This is a genomic window from Cellulosimicrobium sp. RS, from assembly GCF_046159675.1.
GTDB classification, from domain to species: Bacteria; Actinomycetota; Actinomycetes; order Actinomycetales; family Cellulomonadaceae; genus Cellulosimicrobium; species Cellulosimicrobium funkei.
In genome coordinates this window covers 632,810-658,622 of record NZ_JBJXVU010000001.1, presented here as the reverse complement: position 1 = coordinate 658,622, position 25,813 = coordinate 632,810, and the positions used below count along the sequence as shown (strand labels likewise).

The following is a 25,813-nucleotide window of genomic DNA, read 5'->3' as shown; positions in this document are numbered from 1 at the left end:
TCGCTCGCGCCGGGTGGTGCGCGCCGGGCGTGTGCCGCGTGCGCAGACGGTCAGAGCGAGCGGACCCAGTTCTCCAGCAGGGTCGCGCCGGCGTCGCCCGACTTCTCGGGGTGGAACTGCGTCGCGGACAGCGGGCCGTTCTCGACGGCCGCGACGAAGCGGCCACCGTGCTCGGACCACGTGACGAGCGGTCGGCGGACGGGCGAGTCCGCCGGGAGGTCCTGGCCGGTCGTGAACGACCGGGCCGCGTAGGAGTGCACGAAGTAGAAGCGCTCGCGCTCGACCCCGCGGAACAGCACGCTGCCCTCGGGCACGTCGACCGTGTCCCAGCCCATGTGCGGCACGACGTCGGCCTCCAGACGGTCGACGAGGCCCGCCCACTCCCCCAGACCGTCGGTGAGCGTCCCGTGCTCGTCGCCCTGCTCGAACATGACCTGCATGCCCACGCAGATCCCGAGGACGGGCCGCCCGCCGGCGAGCCGCCGACCGACGATCTCGTCGCCCCGCACGCCGCGCAGACCGGTCATGACCGCGGCGAACGCGCCGACGCCCGGGACGACGAGCCCGTCCGCGTCCTGCGCGCGCGCCCGGTCCGCCGTCAGCTCGACGTCCGCGCCGACGCGCTCGAGCGCGCGCACGGCCGAGCGGACGTTGCCGAACCCGTAGTCGAGCACGACGACGGACGGGCGGCGGGCGGTAGACGCCGCCGCGGTGGGCTCGGTCATGCGCCGTCCTTCCGTGCGCGCCGCGCCGCCGACGTGAGCAGGCGCATCGCCTTCCAGCGGGAGATCGACGAGCTCGCCACGACGCCGTCCTGGTCGGCGAGCGTCGTCGTGCCGGTGAGCAGGTCCTCGAGCGACTCGGGCGCACCGCCGAGCACGAGGCCCGGCGCGAGGGTGTCGCCCTGCACGCCGTCCGCCCAGCGCGTCATCGTGAGCTGCTCGCCGCTGCGCTCGACGAGCACGAGCGGCACGCCCTTGACGAGGGTCGTCAGGGCGGCGGCCGCGTGCGCGGGTGCGTCGCCCGCGGGGTCGCGCAGCACCGCCACGGCACCGACGTCGGTCGGCACGACGTCCGCCTCGACCTGCGCGAGCGAGCACGCCGCCGCGAGCGGCTCCGCGCCCGCGATCTGCGTGATGAGCGCCACGAGGTCGGGGACCGCCGAGGCCGTCAGCGACGAGAGGTCGTCGGGGATCTCGACGCCGTCCAGCGCGTCGTCGTCGTGCGTGCTCACAGGGCTCCCTTCGTGGACGGGACGCCCTCGACGCGCGGGTCCGGCGCGACGGCGGCGCGCAGCGCCCGGGCGAGCGCCTTGAACTGCGCCTCGACGATGTGGTGCGGGTCGCGGCCCGCGAGGACGCGCACGTGGATGCAGATGCCCGCGTGGTGGGCGATCGACTCGAGCACGTGCCGCGTGAGTGACCCCGTGAAGTGCCCGCCGATGAGGTGGTACTCCTGCCCCTCCGGCTCGCCCGAGTGCACGAGGTACGGCCGCCCGGACACGTCGACGACGGCGAGCGCGAGGGCCTCGTCCAGCGGGACCGTCGCGTCGCCGAAGCGCCCGATGCCCACCTTGTCGCCGAGCGCGACGCGCAGCGCCTCGCCGATCGTGATCGCGACGTCCTCCACCGTGTGGTGCGCGTCGATGTGGGTGTCCCCCGTCGCGACGACCTTGAGGTCGATGAGCGAGTGCTTGCCCAGCGCCGTGAGCATGTGGTCGTAGAACGGGACGGTCGTCGAGATCTCGGTCCGTCCGGTCCCGTCGAGGTCGAGCTCGACGAGCACGCTCGACTCGGACGTCGCGCGCTCGATGCGCGCGGTGCGCTTCACAGTCCTGCCACCTCCACGAGGGCCTGACGGAAGGCCCTCATCTCGTCGCCGGTGCCGATCGACACCCGCAGCCAGCCGTCGGGACCAGTCTCCCGGATGAGCACGCCCCGCTCCAACAACGCCGCCCAGACCGCGTGCCGGTCCGCGAACGTGCCGAACAGGACGAAGTTGGCGTCGGACTCCGCGACCTCGACCGGACGACCGTCCGGGTGCCGCAGCGAGCGCAGCCACGCGACGGTCTCGTCGCGGCGCTCGCGCAGCGCGGAGACCTGCGCGAGCAGCTCGCCCGAGTGCGCGAGGGCCGCGCGCGCGACCGCCTGCGTCACGGCCGACAGGTGGTACGGCAGGCGCACGACGCGCAGCGCGTCGACGAGCTCGCGCGACGCCGCGAGGTACCCGACGCGGGCGCCCGCGAGCGCGAACGCCTTGGACATCGTGCGCGTCACCGCGAGGTTCGGGTAGCGCTCGAGCAGCTCGAGCGCCGACGGCGTCCCGGCGCGCCGGAACTCGCCGTACGCCTCGTCGACGACGACGACGGCGGGCGCCTCCTGCCCGCCGGGGAGCGGGACGCGCACCGCGAGCGCCGCCTCGCACACCGCCTCGACGGTCGCGGCAGGCAGCGCCGTGCCGGTCGGGTTGTTCGGGCTCGCGAGCAGGACGACGGACGGCTGCTCGCGCGCGATCACCTCGCGGGCGTGCTCCGGGTCGAGCGTGAAGTCCTCCGCGCGGCGCCCGACGACCCAGGCCGTGTGCGTGTCGCGCGCGTACTCCGGGTACATCGAGTACGTCGGCGCGAAGGAGACGGCCGTGCGCCCCGGGCCGCCGAAGGCCTGCAGCACGTGGAGCATGATCTCGTTCGAGCCGTTCGCCGCCCAGAGCTGCTCCGCCCCCAGCACGACGCCCGCCTCCGTCCCGAGGTAGGCGGCGAGGTCGGTGCGCAGGCCGAGGAAGTCGCGGTCGGGGTAGCGGTTCAGCCCGGTGGCGGCGTCGTGCACCGCGCGCGTGATGGTCGCGACGACGGCCTCGCTCGGCGCGTGCGGGTTCTCGTTGACGTTGAGCAGGACCGGGACGTCGAGCTGCGGCGCACCGTACGGCTCGACGCCGGCGAGCTCGGGGCGCAGCGGGAGCAGGGGTCGTCCCGCGACGGAGGGTGGGGTCACTCCCCCAGTCTACGAAGCGTGGGCGCGCGGCCGCCCGTGACGTCCGGCACGCGGGCACCCGGGACGACCGGCACGCGGCGGTCCCCCAGGCCGGTCGGCGCGCGGTCGGCCGGGACGGTCGGCCTCGCCGGCGAGAGGCGGAGGTCCCGACCTGGGCGGACGTCGGTCGCCGGTCCGGCCGTCCGGGGCGCCGGAGCGGCGTCGCGCGCGTAGCGTCGAGAGGGAAGGGAGGACCGTCGGCAGGGTCCTCCTGGCCCTCTCCCCGAGAAAACGAGGTGATCCCCGTGTCCGCCATGCGTGCCGCCGTCGTCCGCTCGTTCACCGACCCGCTGGTCGTCGAGGAGCTCGACGTCCCGTCGCCCGGGCCCCACGAGGCCCTGGTCAAGGTCGACTACACCGGCGTGTGCCACACGGACCTGCACGCCGCGCACGGCGACTGGCCGGTCAAGCCCGCTCCCCCGTTCGTGCCGGGCCACGAGGGCGTCGGCACGGTCGTCGCGGTCGGCGACCAGGTCACGCGCGTGCGCGTGGGCGACACGGTCGGCAACGCCTGGCTGTGGAGCGCGTGCGGCGAGTGCGAGTACTGCGAGACGGGCTGGGAGACGCTGTGCCCGCAGCAGAAGAACGGCGGCTACTCGGTCGACGGCTCGTTCGGCCAGTACATGCTCGTCGACTCGCGGTACTGCCCGGTGATCCCCGACGGGGTCGACCTCTCCGCCGTCGGGCCGATCCTGTGCGCCGGCGTCACCGTCTACAAGGGGCTCAAGGTCACGGACACCCAGCCCGGCGAGTGGGTGCTGGTCTCCGGGATCGGCGGCCTCGGGCACATCGCGGTGCAGTACGCGGTCGCGATGGGCCGCCGCGTCGCCGCGGTGGACGTCGACGACGAGAAGCTCGCGCTCGCGCGCAAGCACGGCGCGGAGGTGACGGTGAACGCGGCGACGTCGCCCGACGCGGCGGCCGAGATCCGCGAGAAGACGGGCGGCGGCGTCCACGGCGCGCTCGTCACCGCCGTCAACGCGCACGCGTTCCCGCAGGCCGTGGGGGCGCTGCGCCGCGGTGGCACGGTCTCGCTCGTCGGCCTGCCGCCGGAGAAGTTCCCGCTCGACATCTTCACGACCGTCCTCTTCGGCCTGACCGTGCGCGGGTCGATCGTCGGGACGCGCAAGGACATGGCGGAGGCGCTCGACTTCTTCGCGCGCGGCAAGATCAGCCCGACGTACACCGTGCGTCCGCTCGACGACATCAACGCGATCTTCGCCGAGATGGAGGAGGGCCGGATCGACGGGCGCGTCGTCATGGACATGCGCTCCTGACGTCGCGCCGCTGCCGCTCGCGTCGTCCCGGCCCGTGACCCCGACCGGGTCGCGGGCCGGGGCTGTGCACGACGGCCCGAGGGTCGGCGGGTGCGCCTACGATCGTGCGGGTGAGCCCCACCGACCCGTACGCCGACCTGCCCTTCGACCCGGCCGACGAGCCGCCGCTCGACGAGCCCGCCGACCCGTTCGGCGACCCGTGGGCGGGCGCGGCGCCGCAGGCACCGGCCGGCGCGGCTCCCGCCGCGCGCACGGCCGGCGGCGAGGTCCCGGGCACGGGCGCTCGGGGCGGCGACCCCACGCCCGACCCCACGCCCGTTCCTGCGGCCGACGGCGGCGAGGCCGCCAAGCGCGCCAAGCTCGCCATGCTGCGCGGCCTCCTCGACGGGCAGTCGCTGCGCGAGGACGCCGAGACCGCGCTGCGCGCCCTCGTGGGGCGCGACGACGCGACGCTGCGCGAGGACCAGTGGCGCGCGATCGAGGCGCTCGTGGCGTTCCGCCGTCGTGCGCTCGTCGTGCAGCGCACCGGGTGGGGCAAGTCGGCCGTGTACTTCGTGGCGACCCGGCTGCTGCGGGACCGCGGCGCCGGCCCGACGGTGATCGTGTCCCCGCTCCTCGCGCTCATGCGCGACCAGATCTCGGCCGCCGCACGCGCCGGGATCAAGGCGGTGACGATCAACTCTGCGAACGTCACCGAGTGGGACGACGTCCACCGCGCGATCGCGGACGGCGAGGTGGACGTCCTCCTGTGCTCGCCGGAGCGGCTCAACAACCCCGGCTTCCGCGACGAGGTCCTCCCCCGGCTCGCGGCCGACGCGGGCCTCGTCGTCATCGACGAGGCGCACTGCATCTCGGACTGGGGCCACGACTTCCGGCCGGACTACCGGCGCATCCGCACCCTGCTCGCCGACCTGCCGCCCGGCATCCCGGTGCTCGCGACGACCGCGACGGCGAACGAGCGCGTGACCGCCGACGTCGCGGAGCAGCTCGGCGTCACGGCGGCGCACGCCGCGGGCGGGGCCGTCGGCGACGCCGCGGGCGGTGCGGCCCACGAGGACGTCCTGGTCCTGCGCGGCGGCCTGGACCGCGAGTCGCTGCACCTCGCCGTGCTGCGCCTGCCCGACCAGCCGACGCGCGTCGCGTGGCTCGTCGAGGCGCTCCAGGACGTCGACGGCTCGGGGATCGTGTACTGCCTCACCGTCTCCGCCGCCGAGCAGGTCGCGAGCCAGCTCCGCGCCGCCGGTCTCGCCGTGGCGTCGTACACGGGCCAGACGGACCCCGCCGAGCGCGAGCGGCTCGAGGAGGACCTCAAGGAGAACCGTGTCAAGGCGCTCGTCGCGACCTCCGCGCTCGGGATGGGCTTCGACAAGCCGGACCTGGCCTTCGTCGTCCACCTCGGGGCGCCGAGCTCGCCCATCGCGTACTACCAGCAGGTCGGGCGCGCGGGCCGTGGCGTGGACTCGGCCGTCGTGGTGCTCCTGCCGGGCGAGGAGGACCGCCGCATCTGGGAGTGGTTCGCGTCCACCGCGTTCCCGCCCCAGGACCAGGTGCGGGCGACCCTCGACGCCCTCGGCGCGGGCGGCACGCAGTCCGTCGCGCAGCTCGAGACGCAGGTCGACCTCAAGCGGTCACGCCTCGAGGGCATGCTCAAGGTGCTCGACGTCGACGGCGCGGTCCGGCGCGTCAAGGGCGGCTGGGAGGCGACGGGCGAGCCCTGGACGTACGACGCCGAGCGCTATGCGCGCGTCGACGCCACGCGCTCGGCCGAGCAGCAGGCGATGCTCGACTACGAGGCCACCGACGGGTGCCGCATGGCGTTCCTGCGCGCCGCGCTCGACGACCCGGAGCTCGAGGACGGGTGGCGGTGCGGCCGTTGCGACACGTGCGGCGGCGTGACGCTGCCCGCGCTCCCCGACGCGGAGGCCGTCGCCGCCGCGCGCGCCGACATGGACCGCCCCGGCGTCGAGGTCGTGGCCCGTCGGCAGTGGCCGAGCGGTATGGACCGCCTGGGGCTCGACCTGCGCGGGCGCCTGGGTGCGGACGAGCTCGCGGAGACCGGGCGCGCGGTCGCGCGCCTCGACGGGCTCGGCTGGTCCGCGCCGCTGCGCGAGCTCTTCGCGGCCACGACGCCCGACGGCGACACCCCCGTCGCGCTCCGGCGCGCCGCCGCGCGCGTCCTCGACGACTGGGCGGAGCTCTACGAGTCCGCCCCGCAGCCGGACCTGGGGACCGGGGCCGACGACGACACCCCCGACGGCACCGCGCCGGCCGAGCGGCGGCTCCTCGTGGACGGCGTCGTCGCGGTCCGCTCCGCGACGCGTCCGCGGCTCACGTTCCACCTGGCGAACGGGCTCGCGAGCTACCTCGGCAAGCCGCTCATCGGCGCGGTCGGGCCGGCCCCGGGCCGCGAGGAGCCGGGCCGGCACGACGTGAACTCCGCGACGCGCCTCGCGGGCGTCGCGGGCCGCCTCCAGCTCGAGCTGTCGGACGCGGCGCGCGCGGGTCTCGCCGGTCGCCGCGTGCTGCTCGTCGACGACTACACCGAGTCGGGCTGGACCCTCACGGTCGCGGCGCGCCTGCTGCGCCGCGCCGGGGCGGCGGCGGTGCACCCGTTCGTGCTCGGGGTGCGCTGACGCGGACGCGCCAGACACCGGGCCGCGTCACCAGCGCAGGCGCAGCTCGGTGTACGTCGTGTCCACGAAGCCGAGCGAGCGGTAGAGCGGCTCGCCCTCCGGCGTCGCGTGCAGGGACACGGAGTCCGCGCCCGCCGTGCGGGCCCAGTCGAGCGCCGCTCCGACGCACGCGCGCCCGAACCCCCGGCCGCGGTCGGCCGGGTGCGTGCAGACGTTCGACAGGTGCGCCGTCGTGCCGCGCGGGTTGCGCGCCGACGGCGCGGACCGGTGCAGCTCGACGAGCGCGCACGCCGCGAGGCGTCCCGGTGCGTCGACGACGAACGCGACGACGTCGGGAGTCCCCAGACCCGCGGCGAACCACGCGCGCGCCCGGCCCTGCCACGTCGGGTCCTCCGCGCCGGGCTCGCCCATCGCGCGCATGAGGTGCACACGCAACGACACGAGGTCGGCCGCGTCGCGCGGGACGGCACGCCGCACCCGCACGACGGCGTCCCGCGCGGAGACGCCGTGCGGAGCGCCGGCGAGCGGTGCCTGGTCGCGCGAGGCGCCGCCGTGCGGGGCCTCGTCGTGCGGGCCGCCGTCGTGCCGCCGTGCTTGGTCGTGCGGGCCGCCGTCGTGCGGCGCGCCGGACCGACCGGCGGTCACAGGAACCGCGCCCGCACCGCCTCGCCGTGCGCCGGGAGGTCCTCGTCGTTCGCCACGGCGACGATCCGGTCCGCGAGGTCCTCGAGGGCGTCGCGGTCGTACTCGACCACCTGGACGGCCTTGACGTAGCTGTGCACGCCGAGCCCGCTGGAGAAGTGCGCGCAGCCGCCCGTCGGCAGGACGTGGTTCGAGCCGGCCAAGTAGTCGCCGAGCGAGACCGGCGACCAGGGCCCGACGAAGATCGCCCCCGCGCTCGTGACGCGCTCGGCGAGCTCGGCCGCCCCCGCGGCCTGGATCTCCAGGTGCTCCGCGCCGTAGGCGTCCACCACCTGCAGCCCGTGCTCGAGGTCGTCGACGAGCACGATCGCGGACTGCGGGCCCGCGAGCGACTGCGCGACGCGCTGCGCGTGCTTCGTCGCGGTCACGAGGTCCGCGAGGCGCGCCTCGACCGCGGCGGCGAGCTCGACCGACGGGGTGACGAGCACCGCGGCGGCCAGCGGGTCGTGCTCCGCCTGGCTGATGAGGTCGGCCGCGACGTGCCCCGGGTCCGCCGAGGCGTCGGCGAGGACTGCGATCTCGGTGGGGCCCGCCTCCGCGTCGATACCCACGACGCCTCGCACGAGCCGCTTGGCCGCCGCGACGAAGACGTTGCCGGGGCCCGTCACCACGTCGACCGGCTCGCACAGCACGTCGCCGTCCTGCGGCTCGCTGCCGGCCGCGCCGTACGCGAACATCGCGACCGCCTGCGCCCCGCCGACGGCGTACACCTCGTCGACGCCGAGCAGCGCGCACGCGGCGAGGATCGTCGGGTGCGGCAGGCCGCCGCTGTCCCGCTGCGGCGGCGACGCGACGGCGAGGCTCGGCACGCCCGCCTCCTGCGCCGCGACGACGTTCATCACGACGGACGACGGGTAGACGGCCAGGCCACCGGGGGCATAGAGCCCGACGCGGCGCACGGGCACCCACCGCTGGCGGACCTGGGCGCCCGGCGCGACCTGGACCGTGAAGTCCTGCGGGCGCTGCGCCGCGTGCACGAGCCGGACCCGGCGGATCGACTCCTCGAGCCCTGCCCGGACCTGCGGGTCGAGCGCCGCGAGCGCCGCGGCGATCTCGTCGGCCGGGACCCGCAGGTGCTCCGGCCGCACACCGTCGAAGCGCTCGGCGTACTCGCGCAGGGCCTCGGCCCCGCGCGTCCGCACCGCCTCGAGGATCGGCGCGACCCGATGCGCCGCGTCCTCCACGCCGACCTCTGCGCGCGGCAGGGCCTCGGCGAGCTCGCGTGCGGACAGGGAACGCCCTCGGAGATCGATGCGGGAGATCATGCGACGAGTCTAGGAGCCCGGGAGGTCCGCGACGAGCGCGTTTCGCCCACCGGTCGTCCTGGCGGCTCGCGCCGGCGCGTTCTCGTCGGGAGTCGTGTCGTCGCGGCACGCGGCGCCGGGGAGAATGGCGTCATGAACGCCTCCGACGACGCCCGCCCGGTCGAGATCTCCGACGACGTCATCCGCCTCGGCCAGTTCCTCAAGCTCGCCGGGCTCGCCGAGTCCGGCGCGGAGGCGCGCGAGCTCGTCACCGAGGGCGAGGTGCGCGTGAACGGCGAGGTGGACACGCGCCGAGGCCGCCAGCTGCACCGCGGCGACGTCGTCACGGTGGACCGGCCGCAGGGCGGGGAGAGCGCGACCGTCGCCTGAGCGGCGGGTACGACTCGTCGGGCGAGGTCAGGCCATGTACGTCGAGGCCATCACCTTGTCCGGCGTGAGGCGCAGCACCACGCGCTCCGGCTTGGGCGTCAGCGGGCGGTAGCGGCGGGCGTAGCGCGCGACGGCGTCCGCCACCTCGTCCGCGTCCTCGACGACCTCGATCGTCCCCTCGAGCGTGAGCCACCGCCCGCCGTCGACCTGGCACACCGCGGCGCGCGGGTGTGCCCCGTCCGGGCCGGCCCGGCGGGCGTTGCGCGCCTTCACCGACCCGCGGTTCGTCGTGATCCGCACGACGCCCGCGTCCGGGTCCCAGGTGAACGCCACCGGGACGACGTGCGGGCTCCCGTCCTCGCGCAGGGTCGTGAGCGTGGCCAGGTGCCGCTCGGTGACGAAGACACGCTGCTCGGGGTTGAGTCGGATCACGCTCGCGAGTCTAGGCGCGGCCCGCCCGGCACCGGCCGGAGCCGTCTCGTGCCGGTCGTCACACGACGCCGACGACGAGCCGCCGCGGGTGCGTCGTCCTGGGTGCGCCGCACCGCGGGCAGGACGGCACCGCCCGGGCCGTGGCACCGTCTGCTCGGCGGGACCGTGCGCAGTGCCGGACCGGCGGCGTCGGCGTGTCAGAGCAGGCAGGACGGCCCGAGCAGCGCCTTGAGGTCGCCGAACAGCGCCGGCGACTTCTCGACCCGCAACCCGTCGCCCGCGCGGACGACCGTGGTCTTGCCGGGCTCGAGGACCTGGACGTGCACCTCGGCCGAGCCGGGGTGCGTCGCGAGGACCTCGCGCAGGCGCAGGATGATCGGCTCGACGCAGCGCGTGTGCGAGACCTTCACGGCGAGCGGCGACTCGGCGCCCACGGTGATGTCCGGGAGCGAGACCTCCATCGCCTGGAGCTGCATCGTGTCGTCGCGCCGACGCACGCGCCCGCGCAGGACCACGACCTGGTCCTCGGCGAGGACGGTCGAGTACGCGAGATACGTCTCGCCGAAGAACATGACCTCGACGGCGCCCTCGAGGTCCTCGATGGTCACCGCGGCCCACGGGTTGCCGTTCTTGCTCATCTTGCGCTGGAGCGACGTCACGAGGCCGGCGATCGTCACGGTGGAGCCGTCGGGCCGGCCCTCGTCGGCGAGGAGGTTCGCGATCCCGGTGTCCGCCGCACGCGTCAGCACGTGCTCGAGCCCGGACAGCGGGTGGTCGGACACGTACAGGCCGAGCATCTCGCGCTCGAACGCGAGGCGCTGCTTCTTGTCCCAGTCCGGGAGGTCGGGCACGTCGACGGAGAACGACATGCCGTCCTCGGCGTCGGCGCCCCCGAAGTCGGCGAAGAGGTCGAACTGGCCCTCCGCCTCCTTGCGCTTGACGCTGATGACCGAGTCGACGGCCTGCTCGTGCACGACGAGCAGGGCGCGCCGCGCGTGGCCGAGCGAGTCGAACGCGCCTGCCTTGATGAGCGACTCGATGGTGCGCTTGTTGCACACCACGGCCGGCACCTTGTCGAGGAAGTCGGTAAACGACGTGAACGCGCCCTTCTCCTCGCGCGTGCGGATGATCGCGTCGACGACGTTTGCGCCGACGTTGCGCACGCCCGTGAGACCGAAGCGGATGTCGCCGCCCACCGCGGTGAACTTCGCCGCCGAGTCGTTCACGTCCGGCGGGAGCACGGTGATGTGCATGCGGCGGCACTCGTTGAGGTAGAGGGCCAGCTTGTCCTTGTCGTCGCGCACGCTCTGCAGGAGCGCCGCCATGTACTCCGTCGGGTAGTTCGCCTTGAGGAACGCCGTCCAGTACGCCACGAGGCCGTACCCGGCGGAGTGCGCCTTGTTGAAGGCGTAGCCCGCGAACGGGACCAGCGTGTCCCAGACCGCCTGGATCGCGGCGTCGGAGTACCCACGCTCCCGGCAGCCCGCCTGGAACGGCACGAACTCCTTGTCGAGGATCTCCTTCTTCTTCTTGCCCATCGCGCGCCGCAGCAGGTCTGCCTGTCCGAGCGAGTACCCGGCGAGGATCTGCGCGGCCCTCTGGACCTGCTCCTGGTAGACGATGAGGCCGTAGGTCTCGTCGAGGATCTCCGCGAGGGGCTGCTCGAGCTCCGGGTGGATGGGCTCGATCTTCTGCAGCCCGTTCTTGCGCAGCGCGTAGTTCGTGTGCGAGTTCATGCCCATCGGGCCCGGGCGGTACAGCGCGATGACGGCCGAGAGGTCGTCGAACTTGTCCGGCTTCATCTGGCGCAGGAGCGCGCGCATGGGGCCGCCGTCGAGCTGGAACACGCCGAGCGTGTCACCGCGCGCGAGCAGCTCGTACGACGCCTTGTCGTCGAGCGTGAGCGACTCGATCTCGATCGGCTCCTTGCCGTTCATCTCGATGTTCTCGAGCGCGTCGTCGAGGATCGTGAGGTTCCGCAGCCCGAGGAAGTCCATCTTGATGAGGCCGAGGCCCTCGGACGTCGGGTAGTCGAACTGGGTGATGACCGCGCCGTCCTGAGGACGGCGCATGATCGGGATGATGTCGATGAGCGGGTCGCTCGACATGATGACGCCCGCCGCGTGCACGCCCCACTGCCGCTTCAGCCCCTCGATACCCCGCGCGAGCTCGACGACGCGCTGCGCCTCCGGGTCGGTGTCGTGGAGCTGGCGGAACTCCGCCGCCTCGGAGTACCGCTCGTGCTGGGGGTCGAAGATCCCCGACAGGGGGATGTCCTTGCCCATGACCGCTGGCGGCATCGCCTTGGTGAGCTTCTCCCCCATCGCGAAGGGGAAGCCGAGGAGCCGCGCCGAGTCCTTGAGCGCCTGCTTGGCCTTGATGGTGCCGTAGGTGACGATCTGGGCGACGCGGTCGTCGCCGTACTTCTCCGTGACGTACCGGATGACCTCCCCGCGCCGACGCTCGTCGAAGTCGACGTCGACGTCGGGCATCGACACACGCTCGGGGTTGAGGAACCGCTCGAAGATCAGCCCGTGCTCCAGCGGGTCGAGCTCGGTGATGCCCATGAGGTAGGAGGCCATGGAGCCCGCCGCCGAACCACGGCCCGGGCCGACGCGGATGCCCTGGTCCTTGGCCCAGTTGATGAAGTCGGCGACCACGAGGAAGTACCCCGGGAAGCCCATCTGGATGATGACCTCGGTCTCGTACTGCGCCTGCTTGCGCGCCGCGTCCGGGATGCCGTTCGGGTACCGGCGGTGCAGCCCGCGCTCCACCTCCTTGACGAACCAGCTCGTCTCGTCCTCGCCCTCGGGGACGGGGAACCGCGGCATGTAGTTCGCCTTCGTGTTGAACGACACCTCGCACTGCTCGGCGATGAGCAGCGTGTTGTCGCACGCCTCGGGGAGCTCCGCGAAGACCCGGCGCATCTCGGCCGCCGACTTCACGTAGTAGCCGGTGCCGTCGAACTTGAACCGGTCCGGGTCGTCGAGCGTCGAGCCGGAGTTGATCGCGAGCAGCGCCTCCTGGCTGGAGGCGTCCTCCTCGCGCACGTAGTGGAGGTCGTTCGTCGCGACGAGGCGCGCGCCGATGGTCTCCGCGAGGCGCAGGAGGTCCTTCGTGACCCGCGTCTCGATATCGATCCCGTGGTCCATGAGCTCGACGAAGAAGTTCTCGCGGCCGAAGATGTCCTGGAGCTCGCCCGCCGTCCGCACCGCCTCGTCCCACTGGCCGAGGCGCAGGCGCGTCTGGATCTCGCCCGACGGGCACCCGCTCGTCGCGACGAGGCCCTTGCCGTAGCGCTGGAGGAGGTCGCGGTCCATGCGCGGCCACTTGCCCATCTGCCCCTCGAGCGACGCGAGCGACGACGCCCGGAACAGGTTGTGCAGACCCTCGTTGTCCTTCGCGAGCAGCGTCATGTGCGTGTACGCACCGCGCGCCGAGACGTCGTCGGACTCCTGCCCCTGCTGCCCGAACCGCACGCGGGTCTGGTCGAACCGGCTCGTGCCCGGCGTGACGTACGCCTCGACGCCGATGATCGGCTTGATGCCCTTCGCCTGCGCCCGCGACCAGAACTCGAACGCCCCGAACACGTAGCCGTGGTCCGTCGTCGCGATGGCTTTCTGCCCCAGGCGCTCGACCTCGTCGAACAGGTCCCCGATCCGGGCCGCGCCGTCCAGCATCGAGTACTCGGTGTGGACGTGGAGGTGGACGAAGTCCTCAGTCGCGGTGGGCATGCCCCGATCTTAGGCGTGCCCCACCCACACCCTGGCGAGGTGGCGGCGGGTCGTGCGGCACGTCACGCGGACGGCCCGCGGCGCCCCGCCGAGAGGGGTCAGGCGTCGGTCGTCAGGGTCTTGGCGGCGTCGCGGTGGTCGATGCCCGCGTCGAGGTAGACGGGCCCGGACACGGCGTACCCGAGCCGCTCGTAGAAGCCGATCGCCTGGACCTGGGCGGAGAGGAGCACGCGCACGGCGCGGCGTCCGTCCGGTCCGGGGACCGCGTGCTCGGCGAGCGCGACCCCCTCCAGCGCGCGCATCACCGTGGCGCCCGCGCCGGTGCCGCGCGCGACCGCGGCGACCGCGACCCGGCCGACGTGCACCTCGCCCGGGCGCCCGGGGTCCGTGAGGAGCCGGCCCGTGCCGACGACCTCCCCGCCCCGCTCGCGGTCCCGCACGAGCACGTGCGTGGTCGTCTCCGCGGTGTCCAGGTCGTCGATCTCCTCCTCGACCGGGACGCCCTGCTCGTCGACGAACACCGCGAGCCGCAGCGCGTGCGCCGCGGCCAGCCCGGCGTCGTCGGACACGCGCTCCACGGCGAGCCGGGCGTCGCCCGGCCCCGAGGCGGCGACGGTCACGCGTACGCCCCGCGCAGCACCTCGAGCGCGTGCGCGAGGTCGTCCGGGTACTCGCTCGTCAGCTCGAGCCACTGCCCGGTCGTGGGGTGCTCGAACCCGAGGCGCATCGCGTGCAGCCACTGGCGCGTCAGGGACACGCGCGAGGCCAGCACCGGGTCGGCACCGTACGTGAGGTCGCCGACGCACGGGTGCCGCAGCGCGGAGAAGTGCACCCGGATCTGGTGCGTGCGTCCCGTCTCGAGGTGCACCTCGACGAGGGACGCGGCGGGCAGCATCTCGAGGACCTCGTAGTGCGTGACCGAGGGCTTGCCCTCCGCCGTGACGGCGAACTTCCAGTCCGCGCTGGGGTGCCGCCCGATCGGCGCGTCGATCGTCCCGGTCGTGGGCTCGGGGTGGCCCTGGACGAGCGCGTGGTAGACCTTCTCGACCGTGCGCTCCTTGAAGGCGCGCTTGAGCGCGGTGTACGCGACCTCGCTCTTCGCGACGACCATGAGCCCCGACGTCCCGGCGTCGAGGCGGTGCACGATGCCCTGACGCTCCGCGGCGCCCGACGTCGAGATCCGGTACCCCGCGGCCGCGAGGGCGCCGACGACGGTCGGGCCCGTCCAGCCCGGCGACGGGTGGGCCGCGACGCCGACGGGCTTGTCGACGACCACCAGGTCGTCGTCGTCGTGCACGATGCCCATGCCCGGCACGGGTTCCGCGACGACCTCGACGGCGGGCGCGGCGTCGGGCACGTCGACCTCGAGCCACCCGCCCGGGACGAGCCGGTCGGACTTGCCGACCTCGCGTCCGTCGAGGCGGACGGCGCCGCCCGCGGCGAGCTCGGCGGCCCGCGTCCGCGAGAGGCCGAGGAGCCGGGACAGCCCGGCGTCGACCCGCTCGCCGGCGAGGCCGTCGGGCACCGGGAGCGACCGGAGGCTCACCGCGCCCCCTCGTCGTCGGTCCGCGTGGCGGTCGGCTCGGGTGCGGGCCCGGACGTCGGCTCGATGGCGTCGTCGGCGCTCGTCCCGGGGTCCGCGTCGTCGCCGCCGTGGCGCGTCCCGTCCAGCCCGATGCCGAGCACCGACAGGACGGCGATCATCACGGCCGCGGCCACGATCGCGATGTCCGCGACGTTGCCCACGAACCAGTTCGCGTAGGCGATGAAGTCGACGACGTGCCCGCGCGCGAAGCCGGGCTCGCGGAAGAAGCGGTCGACGAGGTTGCCGAGCGCGCCGCCCAGCAGGAGGCCCAGCGCGACGGCCCACGCGCGCGAGCCGATGCGGCTCACCATGCGCACGATGACGACCACGACCGCGACCACGACGATGGTCAGGAGCCACGTCATGCCCGTCGCGATGGAGAGCGCCGCGCCCGGGTTGTAGATGAGCCGCAGGCCGAGCAGGGACCCCACGAGCGGGATCGTGTCGTCGCCCAGCGTGAGGCTCGACTCCGCCCACCACTTGGTGAGCTGGTCGAGCACGAGGACGAGGACGGCGAGGACGACGGTCCACACGACCAGGACGCGTCGCGGACCGCGCCGGACGGCTCCTGCGGAGGGGTCGGCGGGCGCCTGCGGGGAGGCGTCGGCGGGGTCGGTGGGCTCGGGGCGCGCAGAGGTGGACATCGGCGGCAAGTCTGCCACGTCGTCGCCCCGGTCGACGCGGCCCCGCGACGGCCCGGTGCTCAGCGCCGCTCGGCGCGCTGCTTGGCCTCGACGGAGAGGTTCGCGCGCGGGAACGCCTGCAGGCGCGCCTTGCCGATCGGCAGCCCGGTCTCCTCGCACGTCGCGTACGTGCCGGCCGCGATGCGGTCGAGCGCGTGCGACGTCTGCGCGAGGAGGTCGCGCACGTTGTTGACGAGCGTCAGCTCCTGCTCGCGCTCGAGGGCGCTGGACCCGGAGTCTGCCTGGTCGTCGCCGGCACCGTCACCGGAGTGTCGCAGGAGGTTCGACAGCTCCTCGTCCGCGACGGCGAGCTCCCCCTCCAGCCGCTCCTTCTCGGCCAGCAGCTCCGCGGCGAGCTCCTCGGCCTCCCGCAGGGTCCAGGGCTCCTCCCCGTCGCGCACGGGGAAGGACTTGACGTCCTTCGCGAGGTTCGGGAAACGGTCGCGCACGGCCGAACGGGCCGCGGTGGTGAGCTTGGTCATGTCGCCCCTCCAAGTTCGAGTCACGCGAGAGTAGACGCAGCGGCCGGTACGCACAACACACCACGCCGGTCCGCCGAGGCGGGAGAGAAGGCGCAGGTGCGTGGCGTACCGGCCGCTGCCGGACGGTCGACGCAGGTGCTAGATGCCGGGAGCCAGGTCGCTCGTGCGGCTCGCCCCGCCGACGTTGCTGCGCGGCGGGAGGGCGCTGCCCCGGTTGTCCAGGTCGCCCAGCAGGTTCTGCAGGTAGCTCTTGAGACGCGTGCGGTAGTCGCGCTCGAAGATCCGCAGCTCGTCGATCTTGCGCTCGAGGAGCGAACGCTCCTGCTCGAGCTGCGAGAGCGTACGGTGCGAGGTCTCCTCGGCCTCGCGCACGATGCGCGAGCCCTCCTCCTTGGCCTCCGCGATGAGGCGGTCGCCCTCCTCCTGGCCGGAGCGCACGTAGTCGTCGTGCAGCTTCTGGGCCAGCTGGAGCATGCCCGTCGCCGACTCGGGCTCCGCCGCGTTCTTCGTGACGACGGCCTGCGAGATCGGCGCGGGGCGCACGGGCTCCGGCTCCGGCTCGGGCGCCTTCGGCGTCTCGACGACGGGGGGCTGCACCGCAGCGCTGGACGCGTCGGCCCGGCTGAGCTCGGCGAGACGACGCTCCGCCGCAGCGAGCTTCGACTTGAGGTCCTCGTTCTCCTCCTGCACGGAGTTGAGGGTCCTCACCACCTCGTCCAAGAAGTCGTCGACCTCTTCGACGTCGTAGCCCTCGCGGAACTTCGTCGCCGAGAACTTCTTGTTCAGGATGTCCTCTGCAGTGAGCAGTGCCATCGGTTCACCTCATAGCGTTTGCGTGTCGGTCCGGGCGACCTCGCGATCACCAGACTCCAAAGTAGCGGACATTGCCCCCAGGGGCGGGTGCAGCCGCGCCGTCGCGCGCCGTCGGAACCGTGCCGACGGCGTGCAGCGTGCGCGGGCGTGCGGTGGGGGTCGGGGCGAACCGGACGTAGCGGCCCGGTACGGGCCGTCCGGACACCCTGGTCGGGTGACGTGCGTCTCAGAGCGAGGACACGATCTGCGCCGCGATCGTCACCGCGAAGAACAGGATGATGAACGCGAGGTCGAGGCGCACCTGACCCAGCGAGAGCGGCGGGATGAGCCGGCGCAGCGCGCGCAGGGGCGGGTCCGTCGCCGAGTAGATCACCTCGGCGAGCACCAGCAGGACCCCCCGGGGCCTCCAGTCGCGCGCGAAGAACTGCACCCAGTCGAACACGAGCCGACCGATGAGCAGCAGCAGGTAGAGCCAGAGCAGGAATCCGACGATGCCTGTGATGAGGTCCCAGATCACGGGTCAACTGTGCCAGACGCACCGCCCCCGGCCCCGCCGGGGACACGCGCTACGCCCAGGGCGGACGCGCAGGAGGGACGGGCGCGTCACCGCGCCCGTCCCTCCGTGCGTGCGGCGCGTGCTCGGCGGGTGCACCGCGCCGCGCGCACGCTCAGCTCTGGTTGTAGAAGCCCGCGCGACCGGGGGCCGGCGCGGCGGCCTGCTCCTCGCCGGTGATCTCGACGTGCTCGGGCGAGAGCAGGAACACCTTGTTGGTGACGCGCTCGATGGCCCCGTGCAGCCCGAAGATGAGGCCCGCGGAGAAGTCGACGAGGCGCTTCGCGTCCGCGTCGTCCATGTCCGAGAGGTTCATGATCACGGGGGTGCCGCCGCGGAACGCCTCGCCGATCACGCGCGCGTCGTTGTACGACCGCGGGTGCACCGTCGTGATCCGCCGCAGCTCGGCCGCCGACATGCTCGTCTGCGGCACCTCGCGCGGCCCGAGCGCGCGGTGCAGCGGCGTCACCGGTGCCTGGTAGTCGTGCGCCACGTCCGCCCCCGTCTCGTCGAGCTCGTCGACGTACTCGTCCTGCTCGTCCTCGCCGCGATCATCAGCGAGGCCCAGATACAGCATGGTCTTGCGCAGCGCTCCCGCCATGGGCCTTGCTCCGTCCTCGATCGATCCTCGGTCCACCGGCCGTCGGACCGGTGCGTTCACGCTAACCGAGGGTGCGCGGCGAGCCCCGGACGACACGCCCGGCGTGCGCAACCTCGTGCGGAGGTCGGACCGAGCCCGCTCAGGTGCCGGTGAGCGTCACGAGCCCGGCGAACCGGCCGGTCGTCGTGCCACGACGCGCCGCCCGACGGTGCGAGAAGAACCGCTCGTCCTCGATCGTGCACGCCGGGACGCGCACGACGTCCGCCACGCCCGCCGCGACGAGGTCCGCGACGACCCCGGCGGGCAGGTCGAGCGCCGGCGTCCCCCAGGACGTCGTCGACCACGTGGCCGGACGCGCGAGCGCGACGTCGTCGCGCATCCACGCGGGCACCTCGTAGCACCGCCCGCACGCGCTCGGCCCGACGGCGGCCCGCACCCGGTCGACCCGCGCACCGGCGGCGACCAGGGCGCCCAGCGCCGCGTCGACCACCCCGTGCGCGAGGCCGCGGCGCCCGGCGTGCGCGACGCCGACGACGCCCGCCTCGGCGTCCGCGAGGAGGACGGGCACGCAGTCGGCCACGAGGACGCCCAGGCCCGCGCCGCGGGACGGGGCGACGAGGGCGTCCGCCTCCCCCACCGTGTCGACGGGGTCCGCACCGCGCGGCACAGGCTCCACCGTCGCGACGCGGGTGCCGTGCACCTGCGTCGCGAAGGACGCCGGGACGCCGAGCCACGCGGCCGCGCGCGCACGGTTGGCGCGCACCCGATCGGCGTCGTCGGTCACGTTCAGCCCGAGGTTGAGCGTGTCCCACGGCGCCGGCGAGAGCCCGCCGTCGCGCGTCGTGAAGCCGGCGCGCACCCCCGGCCCGAGGTCCACCTCGAGCACGACGGGAGGGGCGGCGCCGTCGGCACCGCCCCTCCCGTCCTGCACGGCCCCGGCGCTCACGCGGCCCCGCACCGCGCCACGCGGTCGCGCACCGTCACTTGAGGAAGTCGGGCACGTCGAGCTCCTCGACCTTGCGGCGCGGGGGCTCCTCGTCGAAGATCCGCGGGGGCACGTCGACGCCCTCGTTCTGCCCGCCCGGCACGGCCTCCGCGTTGTGGTTCCCGGCGTCGCCGGGACCGACCACGGTGAACGGGGCGGGGGCGACCGGCTGCACCGGCACCGGGCCGTGACCGCCGTCGAGCGTGACGGGCACGTCGTCGGCCTCCGGCTGGATCGGCACGACCGGCCGCGGCAGCGTGTGCGCACCCGTCGTCGGTGCCGGCGGCACGGTCCGCGCGGCGGGCACGACCGGGATCGCGCTCGTCGCGGGGCGCTGGGCACCTGCCACCTGGCCGAGCGCCCGCGCGTCGCCCCGCACCTGCGGGGCACCGCCGTCGAAGCCGGCCGCGATGACGGTGACACGGACCTCGTCGCCCAGCGCGTCGTCGATCACGGCGCCGAAGATGATGTTCGCCTCGGTGTGCGCGGCCTCGTGGACCAGACGCGCCGCCTCGTTGATCTCGAACAGGCCGAGGTCGGAACCACCCTGGATGGAGAGCAGCACGCCGTGGGCGCCGTCGATGCTCGCCTCGAGGAGCGGCGACGAGATCGCCATCTCGGCGGCCTGCACCGCGCGGTCGTCGCCCCGCGCGTTGCCGATGCCCATGAGGGCGCTGCCCGCACCCTGCATGACGGACTTGACGTCCGCGAAGTCGAGGTTGATGAGACCGGGGGTCGTGATGAGGTCGGTGATGCCCTGGACACCGGACAGCAGCACCTGGTCGGCCTGGTGGAACGCCTGCAGCGCGCTGACGTTGCGGTCCGACATCGACAGGAGGCGGTCGTTCGGGATGACGATGAGGGTGTCGACCTCGTTGCGCAGGTTCTCGATGCCCTGGTCCGCCTGGACCGAGCGGCGGCGGCCCTCGAACGTGAAGGGCCGCGTCACGACGCCGACGGTCAGCGCGCCGAGCGAGCGCGCGATGCGGGCGACGACCGGTGCACCGCCCGTGCCGGTGCCGCCGCCCTCGCCCGCCGTGACGAAGACCATGTCCGCGCCGCGCAGCACGTCCTCGATCTCCTCGGCGTGGTCCTCGGCCGCCTTCTTGCCGACCTCCGGGTCGGCGCCGGCGCCGAGACCGCGCGTGAGCTCGCGGCCGACGTCGAGCTTGACGTCCGCGTCGGACATGAGGAGCGCCTGCGCGTCCGTGTTGATGGCGATGAACTCGACACCCTTGAGGCCGACCTCGATCATCCGGTTGACGGCGTTCACGCCCCCACCGCCGATGCCGACCACCTTGATCACTGCTAGGTAGTTCTGCGGAGTTGCCACGTCAATGCCTCTCGATCGGTCAGCCCTGAACCTTCACCCTCAAGTAGAGGGTTATAGTTATGTCAGGTCGTTCATGGGTCGACCGTAGGTGTCGACGTGCCCATCATCAACGACCGTCTCGCGCGTGTCGGGGATCGCCACGCGCGCTTTCACCGCGTCACCGGGAGCCGCGGGGCCGAGACGTCGTACACGGTGACCTCCGCGTTCTCCGGGACGGCCCGGAGCGTCTGCAGGACGCGCACCTTCAGCGCCGCCTCCTCGGAGCTCCCCCACTCGACGACGACCCCGTCCCGCAGCGTCATGCGGACCGCGTCGCGCGTCGGCGCCGAGACCTCCGCGACCTGCGCGTGGAGGTCTGCCGGGAGCGCGTTGAGCAGCACGAGCGCGGCGTCGAGCGCCCGCGTCCCCTGGTCGTCGAGCGGCGCGTCGATCTCCGGCAGCCCCTCGGGCACGACCGGGTCGGTGCGCACGTGGACGCCGTCCGCGTCGAGCAGCGCGAAGCCGTCGTCCACGGGCACCGCCACGACGGGCTCGCGCGACTCGAGGAGCACGGCGAGGCCCGAGGGCCACGCACGCCGGATCTCGACGTCGCGCACGCCGTTGAGGTCGAGCACCTGCTCGCGCAGCGCGACCGTGTCGAGACGCGGCAGCGGCACGCCGTCCGCGGCGGCGACCACGTCGCGGACCTGCTGCGGGTCGATCACCGTGCCCTCGCCGGAGACCGTGACCTTGTCGAGGTCGAGGCCGAGCACGGGCGAGAAGAACGCCACCCACGCGAGACCGGCGACGACGAGGAGCCCCGCGACCCAGCCGAGGACGCGCGTGCGGAGCCGGTGGCGGCGCATCGCGTCGCGCTCCGCGAGCCGCTCGGCCATGCCGTGCGAGACGACCCCGGTCGGGGCGGACGCGCCGCGCGGGACCGACGTCGTCGTGCCCGCGCCCCGGCTGCCGCTACCGCGCGCGGCCGGAGGACGAACGGTGCCGGAACGGCCGCCCGACGAGCGCACGAGCTCGGAGCCCGGCGCCGCGACGCGGCGCACCGGTCGCGTCGGCGTGTCCTCGACCGGCGCACGGCGCGCGCCGGCGGGCGGGGCCGGCTTCGCGGAGCTCGGGGCCGGCTTCGCGGAGCTCGGGGCCGGCTTCGCGGGGTCCGGGGCCGCGGGCCGTCCGGCCCGCTCGCCCGCGCCCGACCGGCCCGGCCGCGGCGCGGCGGGACGAGGCTGGGGCGGCGGACGCATCAGGCCTCGCCTCCTCCGGGCGCCGGGGCACCGTCGCGACGCGCGCGGAGGCGCTCGAGGACGACGGCACCCAGCTCCGTGACGTCCCCCGCTCCGACCGTGAGCACGAGGTCGCCCGGGCGGGCGGCGTCCGCGACGCGGTGGGCCGCCTCGACGCGGTCCTCGACCGCGGCGACGACCACGCCGGGAGCGTCGACCAGGTCGGTGATCGTGCGCGCGCTCACGGCCGGGTCCGGCTCCTCGCGCGCCGCGTAGACGCCCGTGACCACGACCTCGTCCGCTCCGGCGAGCGCGTCCGCGAACTCGCGCGCGAACGTCGCGGTGCGCGAGTACAGGTGCGGCTGGAACAGCACGAGCACCCGGCCGCCGGCCGCGACGGGCCGTGCGGCGTCGAGCAGCGCGGCGACCTCGGTCGGGTGGTGCGCGTAGTCGTCGACGACCCGCACGCCGCCCGCCTCGCCGCGAGCCTCGAAACGGCGGCCGGTGCCGAGGAAGCCGTGCGCGGCCGCGACCGCCGCCGCCGGGTCGACGCCGAGCACGACCGCCGTCACGACGGCCGCGGTCGCGTTGAGCGCGTTGTGGTGCCCCGGCACGCGCAGCAGCAGCTCGAGCCCGTCGAGGCGCGCCGTGCCGACCGTTCCGGTGAGCGACGCCCGCACCCCCGGTCGGCCCGCCTCGTCGGTGGGGGCCACGTCCGCGACGCGCACGTCGGCGTCCGCGGACGTGCCGTACGTGACCACCGCTCCCCCGGCCCGGGCGTGCGACGACGCGAGCGCGCACGCCCCCGCGTCGTCGGCGCACGCGACGAGCGTCCCGCCCGGGACGATCCGCGCGGCGAAGTCGACGAACGCCTGCTCGAACGCGGCGCGCGACCCGTAGTGGTCGAGGTGGTCCGGCTCCACGTTGGTGACGACGGCGACGTCCGGGGCGTAGTTGAGGAACGACCCGTCCGACTCGTCGGCCTCGGCCACGAGGACGTCCGACCCGAGGTGGCCGCCCGCGACGGGACCGTCCTCGGTGAGCACCGTGCCGCCGATCGCGAACGACGGGTCGAGGCCCGCGCCGCGCAGGACGGACGCGATCATGGCGGAGGTCGTGGTCTTGCCGTGCGCACCCGCCACGGCGACGGACCGGCCGCACGCCATGAGCGAGGCCAGCGCCTGCGAGCGGTGCAGCACGCGCAGCCCGGCCGCGCGCGCCGCGGCGAGCTCGGGGTTCGTCTCGCGCACCGCGCTCGACACCACGACGGTGTCCGCGCCGGCGACGTGCGCGGCGTCGTGCCCCACCCACACCCGGACGCCGTCGGCGCGCAGCGCGGCGAGCGCGTCGCCCTCGCGCGCGTCCGAGCCCTGGACGGGGACGCCGTGCGCGGCGAGGAGACGGGCGACGACGGACATGCCCGCCCCGCCGACGCCGACGAGGTGGACCGTGCCGAGCTCCTCGAGCGCGAGCGGGCCCTCGCCGGACGCCGCCGTCACGGCCGTGCCCCCGACGCACCGGCGACGGCCTCGGCGACGAGGTCCGCGACGCGGGCGGCGCCGTCGCGCACGCCCGCTCCCGCGGCGGCCGCGGCCATCGCGTCGAGCCGACCCGGGTCACCGAGCAGCGCCGGGACCTCGCGCGCGACCCACGCCGCGTCGAGCTGCGCGTCGTCGACGAGCAGGCCGCCACCCGCGGCGACGACGGGGCCGGCGTTGAGCCGCTGCTCCCCGTTGCCGATGGGCAGCGGCACGTAGACGGCCGGGATGCCCAGCGCCGCGAGCTCGCCCACCGTGCCCGCGCCCGCGCGGCACACGACGAGGTCCGCGACCGCGAGCGCGAGCTGCATCTCGGCGAGGTACTCGCGCACGTCGTAGCGCGCGCCGGGGTGGCCCGCGACGGCACCGGCCGCCGCCTCGCGCACCGCGCCGTCCTTGCCCTTGCCCGTCAGGTGGAGGATCTGCGTGCCCGCCCCCAGGAGCGCGCCGGCGGCACCGGAGACCGCCTCGTTGAGGCTCTGCGCCCCCAGCGAGCCGCCGGTGACGACGAGCGTGCGAGCGCGGGGGTCGAGGCCGAGGCGCGCCGCGGCGTCCGCGCGCACCCCGGCGGCGTCCGCCGCCCGCGCGGCCACGAGGTCCTGGATCTCGCGGCGGAGCGGCAGCCCGGTGACGACGCCGCCCTTGAGCGGCGTGCCCTCGAACGTCACGCCGACGCGCGCGGCCCACCGGGCACCGAGGCGGTTCGCCAGGCCGGGGCGCGCGTTCTGCTCGTGGATCACGACCGGGACGTCGCGACGGCGCGCGGCGAGGTACGCGGGCGTGGAGACGTAGCCCCCGAAGCCGACGACGACGCGCGCGCCGGTCTCGTCGATGACGGCGCCCGCCGCGTCCACGGCGGACTTGAGGCGTCCCGGGAGGTTGACCCACTCCGCGCTGGGGCGGCGCGGGAGCGGGACGCGCGGCACGTGCCGCAGCGGGTAGCCCCGGGCGGGGACCAGGTCGTCCTCGAGGCCGCCCGCGACCCCGAGCGCGGTCACCACCACGCCGGGCTCACGCACCCGGAGCTCGTCCGCCACCGCGAGGAGCGGGTTCACGTGCCCCGCCGTCCCGCCGCCTGCGAGCACCACCGAACCGATCGTCGTCACGTACCTCGTCGTCCTTCCCTGCGGCAGGTGCCGCGTCCTGTCCGTCGTGCGGAGGTCTGTCGTGCGGGGCACGGGGCGCCCCACGGGTCCGGTGTCGCGGCCGGAGCGGCCGCGACGGCCGGGGAGGTCATCGCGCGGTCCGGCGCCGGGGGCGTGCCGCCCGGCCGACGACGGCGAGCGAGCGCCGCACGACGCTCCCCCGCGCGGCGAGCGCCTCGGCCGCGCCCGGTTCCGAGCGTGCGAACGAGATGAGCACGCCGAGCGCGGCCATCGTCATGATGAGCGCGGAGCCGCCCGCCGAGACGAGCGGCAGCGGGACGCCGATCACGGGCAGGAGCCCGATGACGACGCCGATGTTGATGAACGCCTGGCCGACGATCCAGCACGCGATCCCGGCCGTCGTGATCTTCACGAAGGGGTCGGGGTGGCGGCGCACGATCCGGCTCGTGGCGACGCCGACGATGACGAACAGCCCCAGCACCAGGAGCGTGCCGAGCAGCCCCAGCTCCTCGCCGATCACGGCGAAGATGAAGTCGTTGTGCGCCTCCGGCAGGTACGACCACTTCTCGCGGCTCGCCCCGAGGCCGACGCCCGTGAGCCCGCCCGTGCCGAGCGCGTACAGACCGTGCATCGACTGGTAGCACTCGCCGAGGGTGTCGGTGCACTCGCGGTACGTCGCCATGATGCGCGAGAGCCGGTCGCCGCCCGACTGGTTGAGGATGAACACGTACCCGACGACGAACGCGGCACCGCCCGCCCCGAGGGCGAGCAGGCGCCCGTCGGCCCCCGAGACGAAGAACGCACCCGCGATGATCGCCATGACGACGAGCGCCGTGCCGAGGTCGTGACCCGCGAGCACGAGGCCCACGACCGCGACCGCGACGGGGACCGCGGGGATCAGCACGTGCCGCCACTGACCGAGCATCCGCTGCTTGCGCCCGAGCACGACACCGAGCCACAGCGCGAGCGCGAGCTTCGCGACCTCGGCCGGCTGGAACGTGAAGAGCTTCAGGTCGATCCAGCCCGTGTTGCCGTTGACGTTCTTCGCGAGCGGCGTGAACACGAGCATCTGCAGCCCGAGCGCCACGAGGAGCGCGGGCCACGCGAGCCGCTTGTACCAGTCGACCGGCACGCGCGTGGCGACGAGCAGGACGGGCAGGCCCATGAGGGCGAACTTCGCCTGCTCGAGGAACGCCCCGAAGGGTGACTTGCCCGCGGCGATCTGCGTGACCGCCGAGCTGGAGAACACCATGACGAGACCGATGATCGCGAGCAGCGCCGTCGCGCCGACGAGCAGGTAGTAGCTCGTCACCGTGCTGTTCCACTGGCCGAGCCACGGGCGCTCGGCGGGCTCGGGCCGCGGGCGTCGCGGCTCGCGGGTCGTCGCCCGGCCCCGCGGCACCGTCCGGCTCGTGCCGGCCCGGGGGACGGTGCGCGTCGAGGGCGCGCCTCGCCCGTTCGCGGTCTGGGTCATGG

The 25,813-nt window shown here is 74.5% G+C and carries 24 protein-coding genes; 3 read left to right on the top strand and 21 right to left on the bottom strand.

Features of this window, described 5'->3' with window-relative positions:
* Nucleotides 1-50 precede the first annotated feature (50 nt).
* From hisH to ACI769_RS02950, 4 genes are read right to left on the bottom strand one after another with little or no spacing between them, the layout of a single operon-like run.
* On the bottom strand, nucleotides 51-725 hold the full coding sequence (hisH, locus tag ACI769_RS02965) for an imidazole glycerol phosphate synthase subunit HisH (protein ID WP_085388079.1): 675 nt from the start codon (nucleotides 723-725) through the stop codon (nucleotides 51-53).
* Nucleotides 722-1,234 (bottom strand): hypothetical protein, encoded by a 513-nt coding sequence (locus ACI769_RS02960; RefSeq protein ID WP_034654090.1) that lies wholly within the window; start codon nucleotides 1,232-1,234, stop codon nucleotides 722-724. The genes hisH and ACI769_RS02960 overlap by 4 nt, the downstream gene beginning before the upstream one ends.
* Nucleotides 1,231-1,830 carry an imidazoleglycerol-phosphate dehydratase HisB gene (gene hisB / locus ACI769_RS02955; protein ID WP_021482124.1) on the bottom strand — a complete coding sequence of 200 codons (600 nt, stop codon included), beginning with the start codon at nucleotides 1,828-1,830 and terminating at the stop codon, nucleotides 1,231-1,233. The genes ACI769_RS02960 and hisB overlap by 4 nt, the downstream gene beginning before the upstream one ends.
* Nucleotides 1,827-2,990 carry a histidinol-phosphate transaminase gene (locus ACI769_RS02950; protein WP_085388080.1) on the bottom strand — a complete coding sequence of 388 codons (1,164 nt, stop codon included), beginning with the start codon at nucleotides 2,988-2,990 and terminating at the stop codon, nucleotides 1,827-1,829. The genes hisB and ACI769_RS02950 overlap by 4 nt, the downstream gene beginning before the upstream one ends.
* A 293-nt stretch (nucleotides 2,991-3,283) precedes the next feature.
* Here ACI769_RS02950 and adhP point away from each other — a divergent pair, with 293 nt between their 5' ends.
* Nucleotides 3,284-4,306: an alcohol dehydrogenase AdhP gene (gene adhP, locus ACI769_RS02945; protein ID WP_051028484.1), complete on the top strand. Its 1,023-nt coding sequence runs from the start codon at nucleotides 3,284-3,286 to the stop codon at nucleotides 4,304-4,306.
* A gap of 365 nt (nucleotides 4,307-4,671) precedes the next feature.
* Entirely contained in the window at nucleotides 4,672-6,939 is a 2,268-nt protein-coding gene (locus ACI769_RS02940) for a RecQ family ATP-dependent DNA helicase (protein WP_043655610.1), read from the top strand.
* A 27-nt stretch (nucleotides 6,940-6,966) separates the two neighbouring features.
* On the opposite strand, the gene ACI769_RS02935 is transcribed toward ACI769_RS02940, so the two are convergent.
* Both ACI769_RS02935 and hisD read right to left on the bottom strand, forming a co-directional pair.
* Nucleotides 6,967-7,584, bottom strand: a complete 618-nt coding sequence (locus ACI769_RS02935) for a GNAT family N-acetyltransferase (protein WP_051028219.1) — start codon at nucleotides 7,582-7,584, stop codon at nucleotides 6,967-6,969.
* Complete coding sequence (gene hisD, locus ACI769_RS02930) at nucleotides 7,581-8,906, bottom strand: histidinol dehydrogenase (protein WP_409141116.1); 1,326 nt, start codon at nucleotides 8,904-8,906, stop codon at nucleotides 7,581-7,583. Before hisD ends, ACI769_RS02935 begins: the two co-directional genes overlap by 4 nt.
* A 132-nt stretch (nucleotides 8,907-9,038) precedes the next feature.
* On the opposite strand from hisD, the gene ACI769_RS02925 reads away from it, so the two are divergent.
* Nucleotides 9,039-9,275, top strand: coding sequence for an RNA-binding S4 domain-containing protein (locus tag ACI769_RS02925; RefSeq protein ID WP_034652908.1), 237 nt, complete (start codon nucleotides 9,039-9,041; stop codon nucleotides 9,273-9,275).
* A gap of 27 nt (nucleotides 9,276-9,302) precedes the next feature.
* Here the strand turns inward: ACI769_RS02925 and ACI769_RS02920 are convergent, their stop codons facing one another.
* The 15 genes from ACI769_RS02920 to ftsW form a co-directional block, all read right to left on the bottom strand.
* Nucleotides 9,303-9,707 (bottom strand): pyridoxamine 5'-phosphate oxidase family protein, encoded by a 405-nt coding sequence (locus tag ACI769_RS02920; protein WP_085388081.1) that lies wholly within the window; start codon nucleotides 9,705-9,707, stop codon nucleotides 9,303-9,305.
* Between the two features lie 197 nt (nucleotides 9,708-9,904).
* Nucleotides 9,905-13,441, bottom strand: coding sequence for a DNA polymerase III subunit alpha (gene dnaE / locus ACI769_RS02915; protein WP_409141115.1), 3,537 nt, complete (start codon nucleotides 13,439-13,441; stop codon nucleotides 9,905-9,907).
* 98 nt (nucleotides 13,442-13,539) lie between these two features.
* A complete protein-coding gene (locus tag ACI769_RS02910) occupies nucleotides 13,540-14,061 on the bottom strand; it encodes a GNAT family N-acetyltransferase (RefSeq protein WP_051028218.1) in 522 nt (173 codons plus the stop codon).
* Nucleotides 14,058-14,987, bottom strand: a complete 930-nt coding sequence (locus ACI769_RS02905; RefSeq protein ID WP_043655591.1) for an RluA family pseudouridine synthase — start codon at nucleotides 14,985-14,987, stop codon at nucleotides 14,058-14,060. The genes ACI769_RS02910 and ACI769_RS02905 overlap by 4 nt, the downstream gene beginning before the upstream one ends.
* Nucleotides 14,984-15,670, bottom strand: coding sequence for a signal peptidase II (locus ACI769_RS02900; protein WP_081600060.1), 687 nt, complete (start codon nucleotides 15,668-15,670; stop codon nucleotides 14,984-14,986). The genes ACI769_RS02905 and ACI769_RS02900 overlap by 4 nt, the downstream gene beginning before the upstream one ends.
* A gap of 59 nt (nucleotides 15,671-15,729) precedes the next feature.
* Nucleotides 15,730-16,191, bottom strand: a complete 462-nt coding sequence (locus ACI769_RS02895) for a TraR/DksA C4-type zinc finger protein (RefSeq protein WP_021482712.1) — start codon at nucleotides 16,189-16,191, stop codon at nucleotides 15,730-15,732.
* Nucleotides 16,192-16,329: 138 nt separating this feature from the next.
* Nucleotides 16,330-17,004: a DivIVA domain-containing protein gene (locus ACI769_RS02890; protein ID WP_034652912.1), complete on the bottom strand. Its 675-nt coding sequence runs from the start codon at nucleotides 17,002-17,004 to the stop codon at nucleotides 16,330-16,332.
* A gap of 226 nt (nucleotides 17,005-17,230) precedes the next feature.
* Nucleotides 17,231-17,521 (bottom strand): YggT family protein, encoded by a 291-nt coding sequence (locus ACI769_RS02885; RefSeq protein ID WP_021482710.1) that lies wholly within the window; start codon nucleotides 17,519-17,521, stop codon nucleotides 17,231-17,233.
* Between the two features lie 151 nt (nucleotides 17,522-17,672).
* Complete coding sequence (locus tag ACI769_RS02880; RefSeq protein ID WP_034652914.1) at nucleotides 17,673-18,158, bottom strand: cell division protein SepF; 486 nt, start codon at nucleotides 18,156-18,158, stop codon at nucleotides 17,673-17,675.
* A 139-nt stretch (nucleotides 18,159-18,297) separates the two neighbouring features.
* On the bottom strand, nucleotides 18,298-19,104 hold the full coding sequence (locus ACI769_RS02875) for a polyphenol oxidase family protein (protein ID WP_232322580.1): 807 nt from the start codon (nucleotides 19,102-19,104) through the stop codon (nucleotides 18,298-18,300).
* A gap of 34 nt (nucleotides 19,105-19,138) precedes the next feature.
* Entirely contained in the window at nucleotides 19,139-20,476 is a 1,338-nt protein-coding gene (ftsZ, locus tag ACI769_RS02870; RefSeq protein ID WP_144722844.1) for a cell division protein FtsZ, read from the bottom strand.
* Between the two features lie 149 nt (nucleotides 20,477-20,625).
* Nucleotides 20,626-21,714 carry a cell division protein FtsQ/DivIB gene (locus ACI769_RS02865; protein ID WP_144722843.1) on the bottom strand — a complete coding sequence of 363 codons (1,089 nt, stop codon included), beginning with the start codon at nucleotides 21,712-21,714 and terminating at the stop codon, nucleotides 20,626-20,628.
* Complete coding sequence (gene murC, locus ACI769_RS02860) at nucleotides 21,714-23,192, bottom strand: UDP-N-acetylmuramate--L-alanine ligase (protein ID WP_144722842.1); 1,479 nt, start codon at nucleotides 23,190-23,192, stop codon at nucleotides 21,714-21,716. Before murC ends, ACI769_RS02865 begins: the two co-directional genes overlap by 1 nt.
* A complete protein-coding gene (gene murG, locus ACI769_RS02855) occupies nucleotides 23,189-24,337 on the bottom strand; it encodes an undecaprenyldiphospho-muramoylpentapeptide beta-N-acetylglucosaminyltransferase (RefSeq protein ID WP_144722841.1) in 1,149 nt (382 codons plus the stop codon). The genes murC and murG overlap by 4 nt, the downstream gene beginning before the upstream one ends.
* 127 nt (nucleotides 24,338-24,464) lie before the next feature.
* Nucleotides 24,465-25,811 (bottom strand): putative lipid II flippase FtsW, encoded by a 1,347-nt coding sequence (gene ftsW, locus ACI769_RS02850; protein ID WP_043657972.1) that lies wholly within the window; start codon nucleotides 25,809-25,811, stop codon nucleotides 24,465-24,467.
* Nucleotides 25,812-25,813 lie beyond the last annotated feature (2 nt).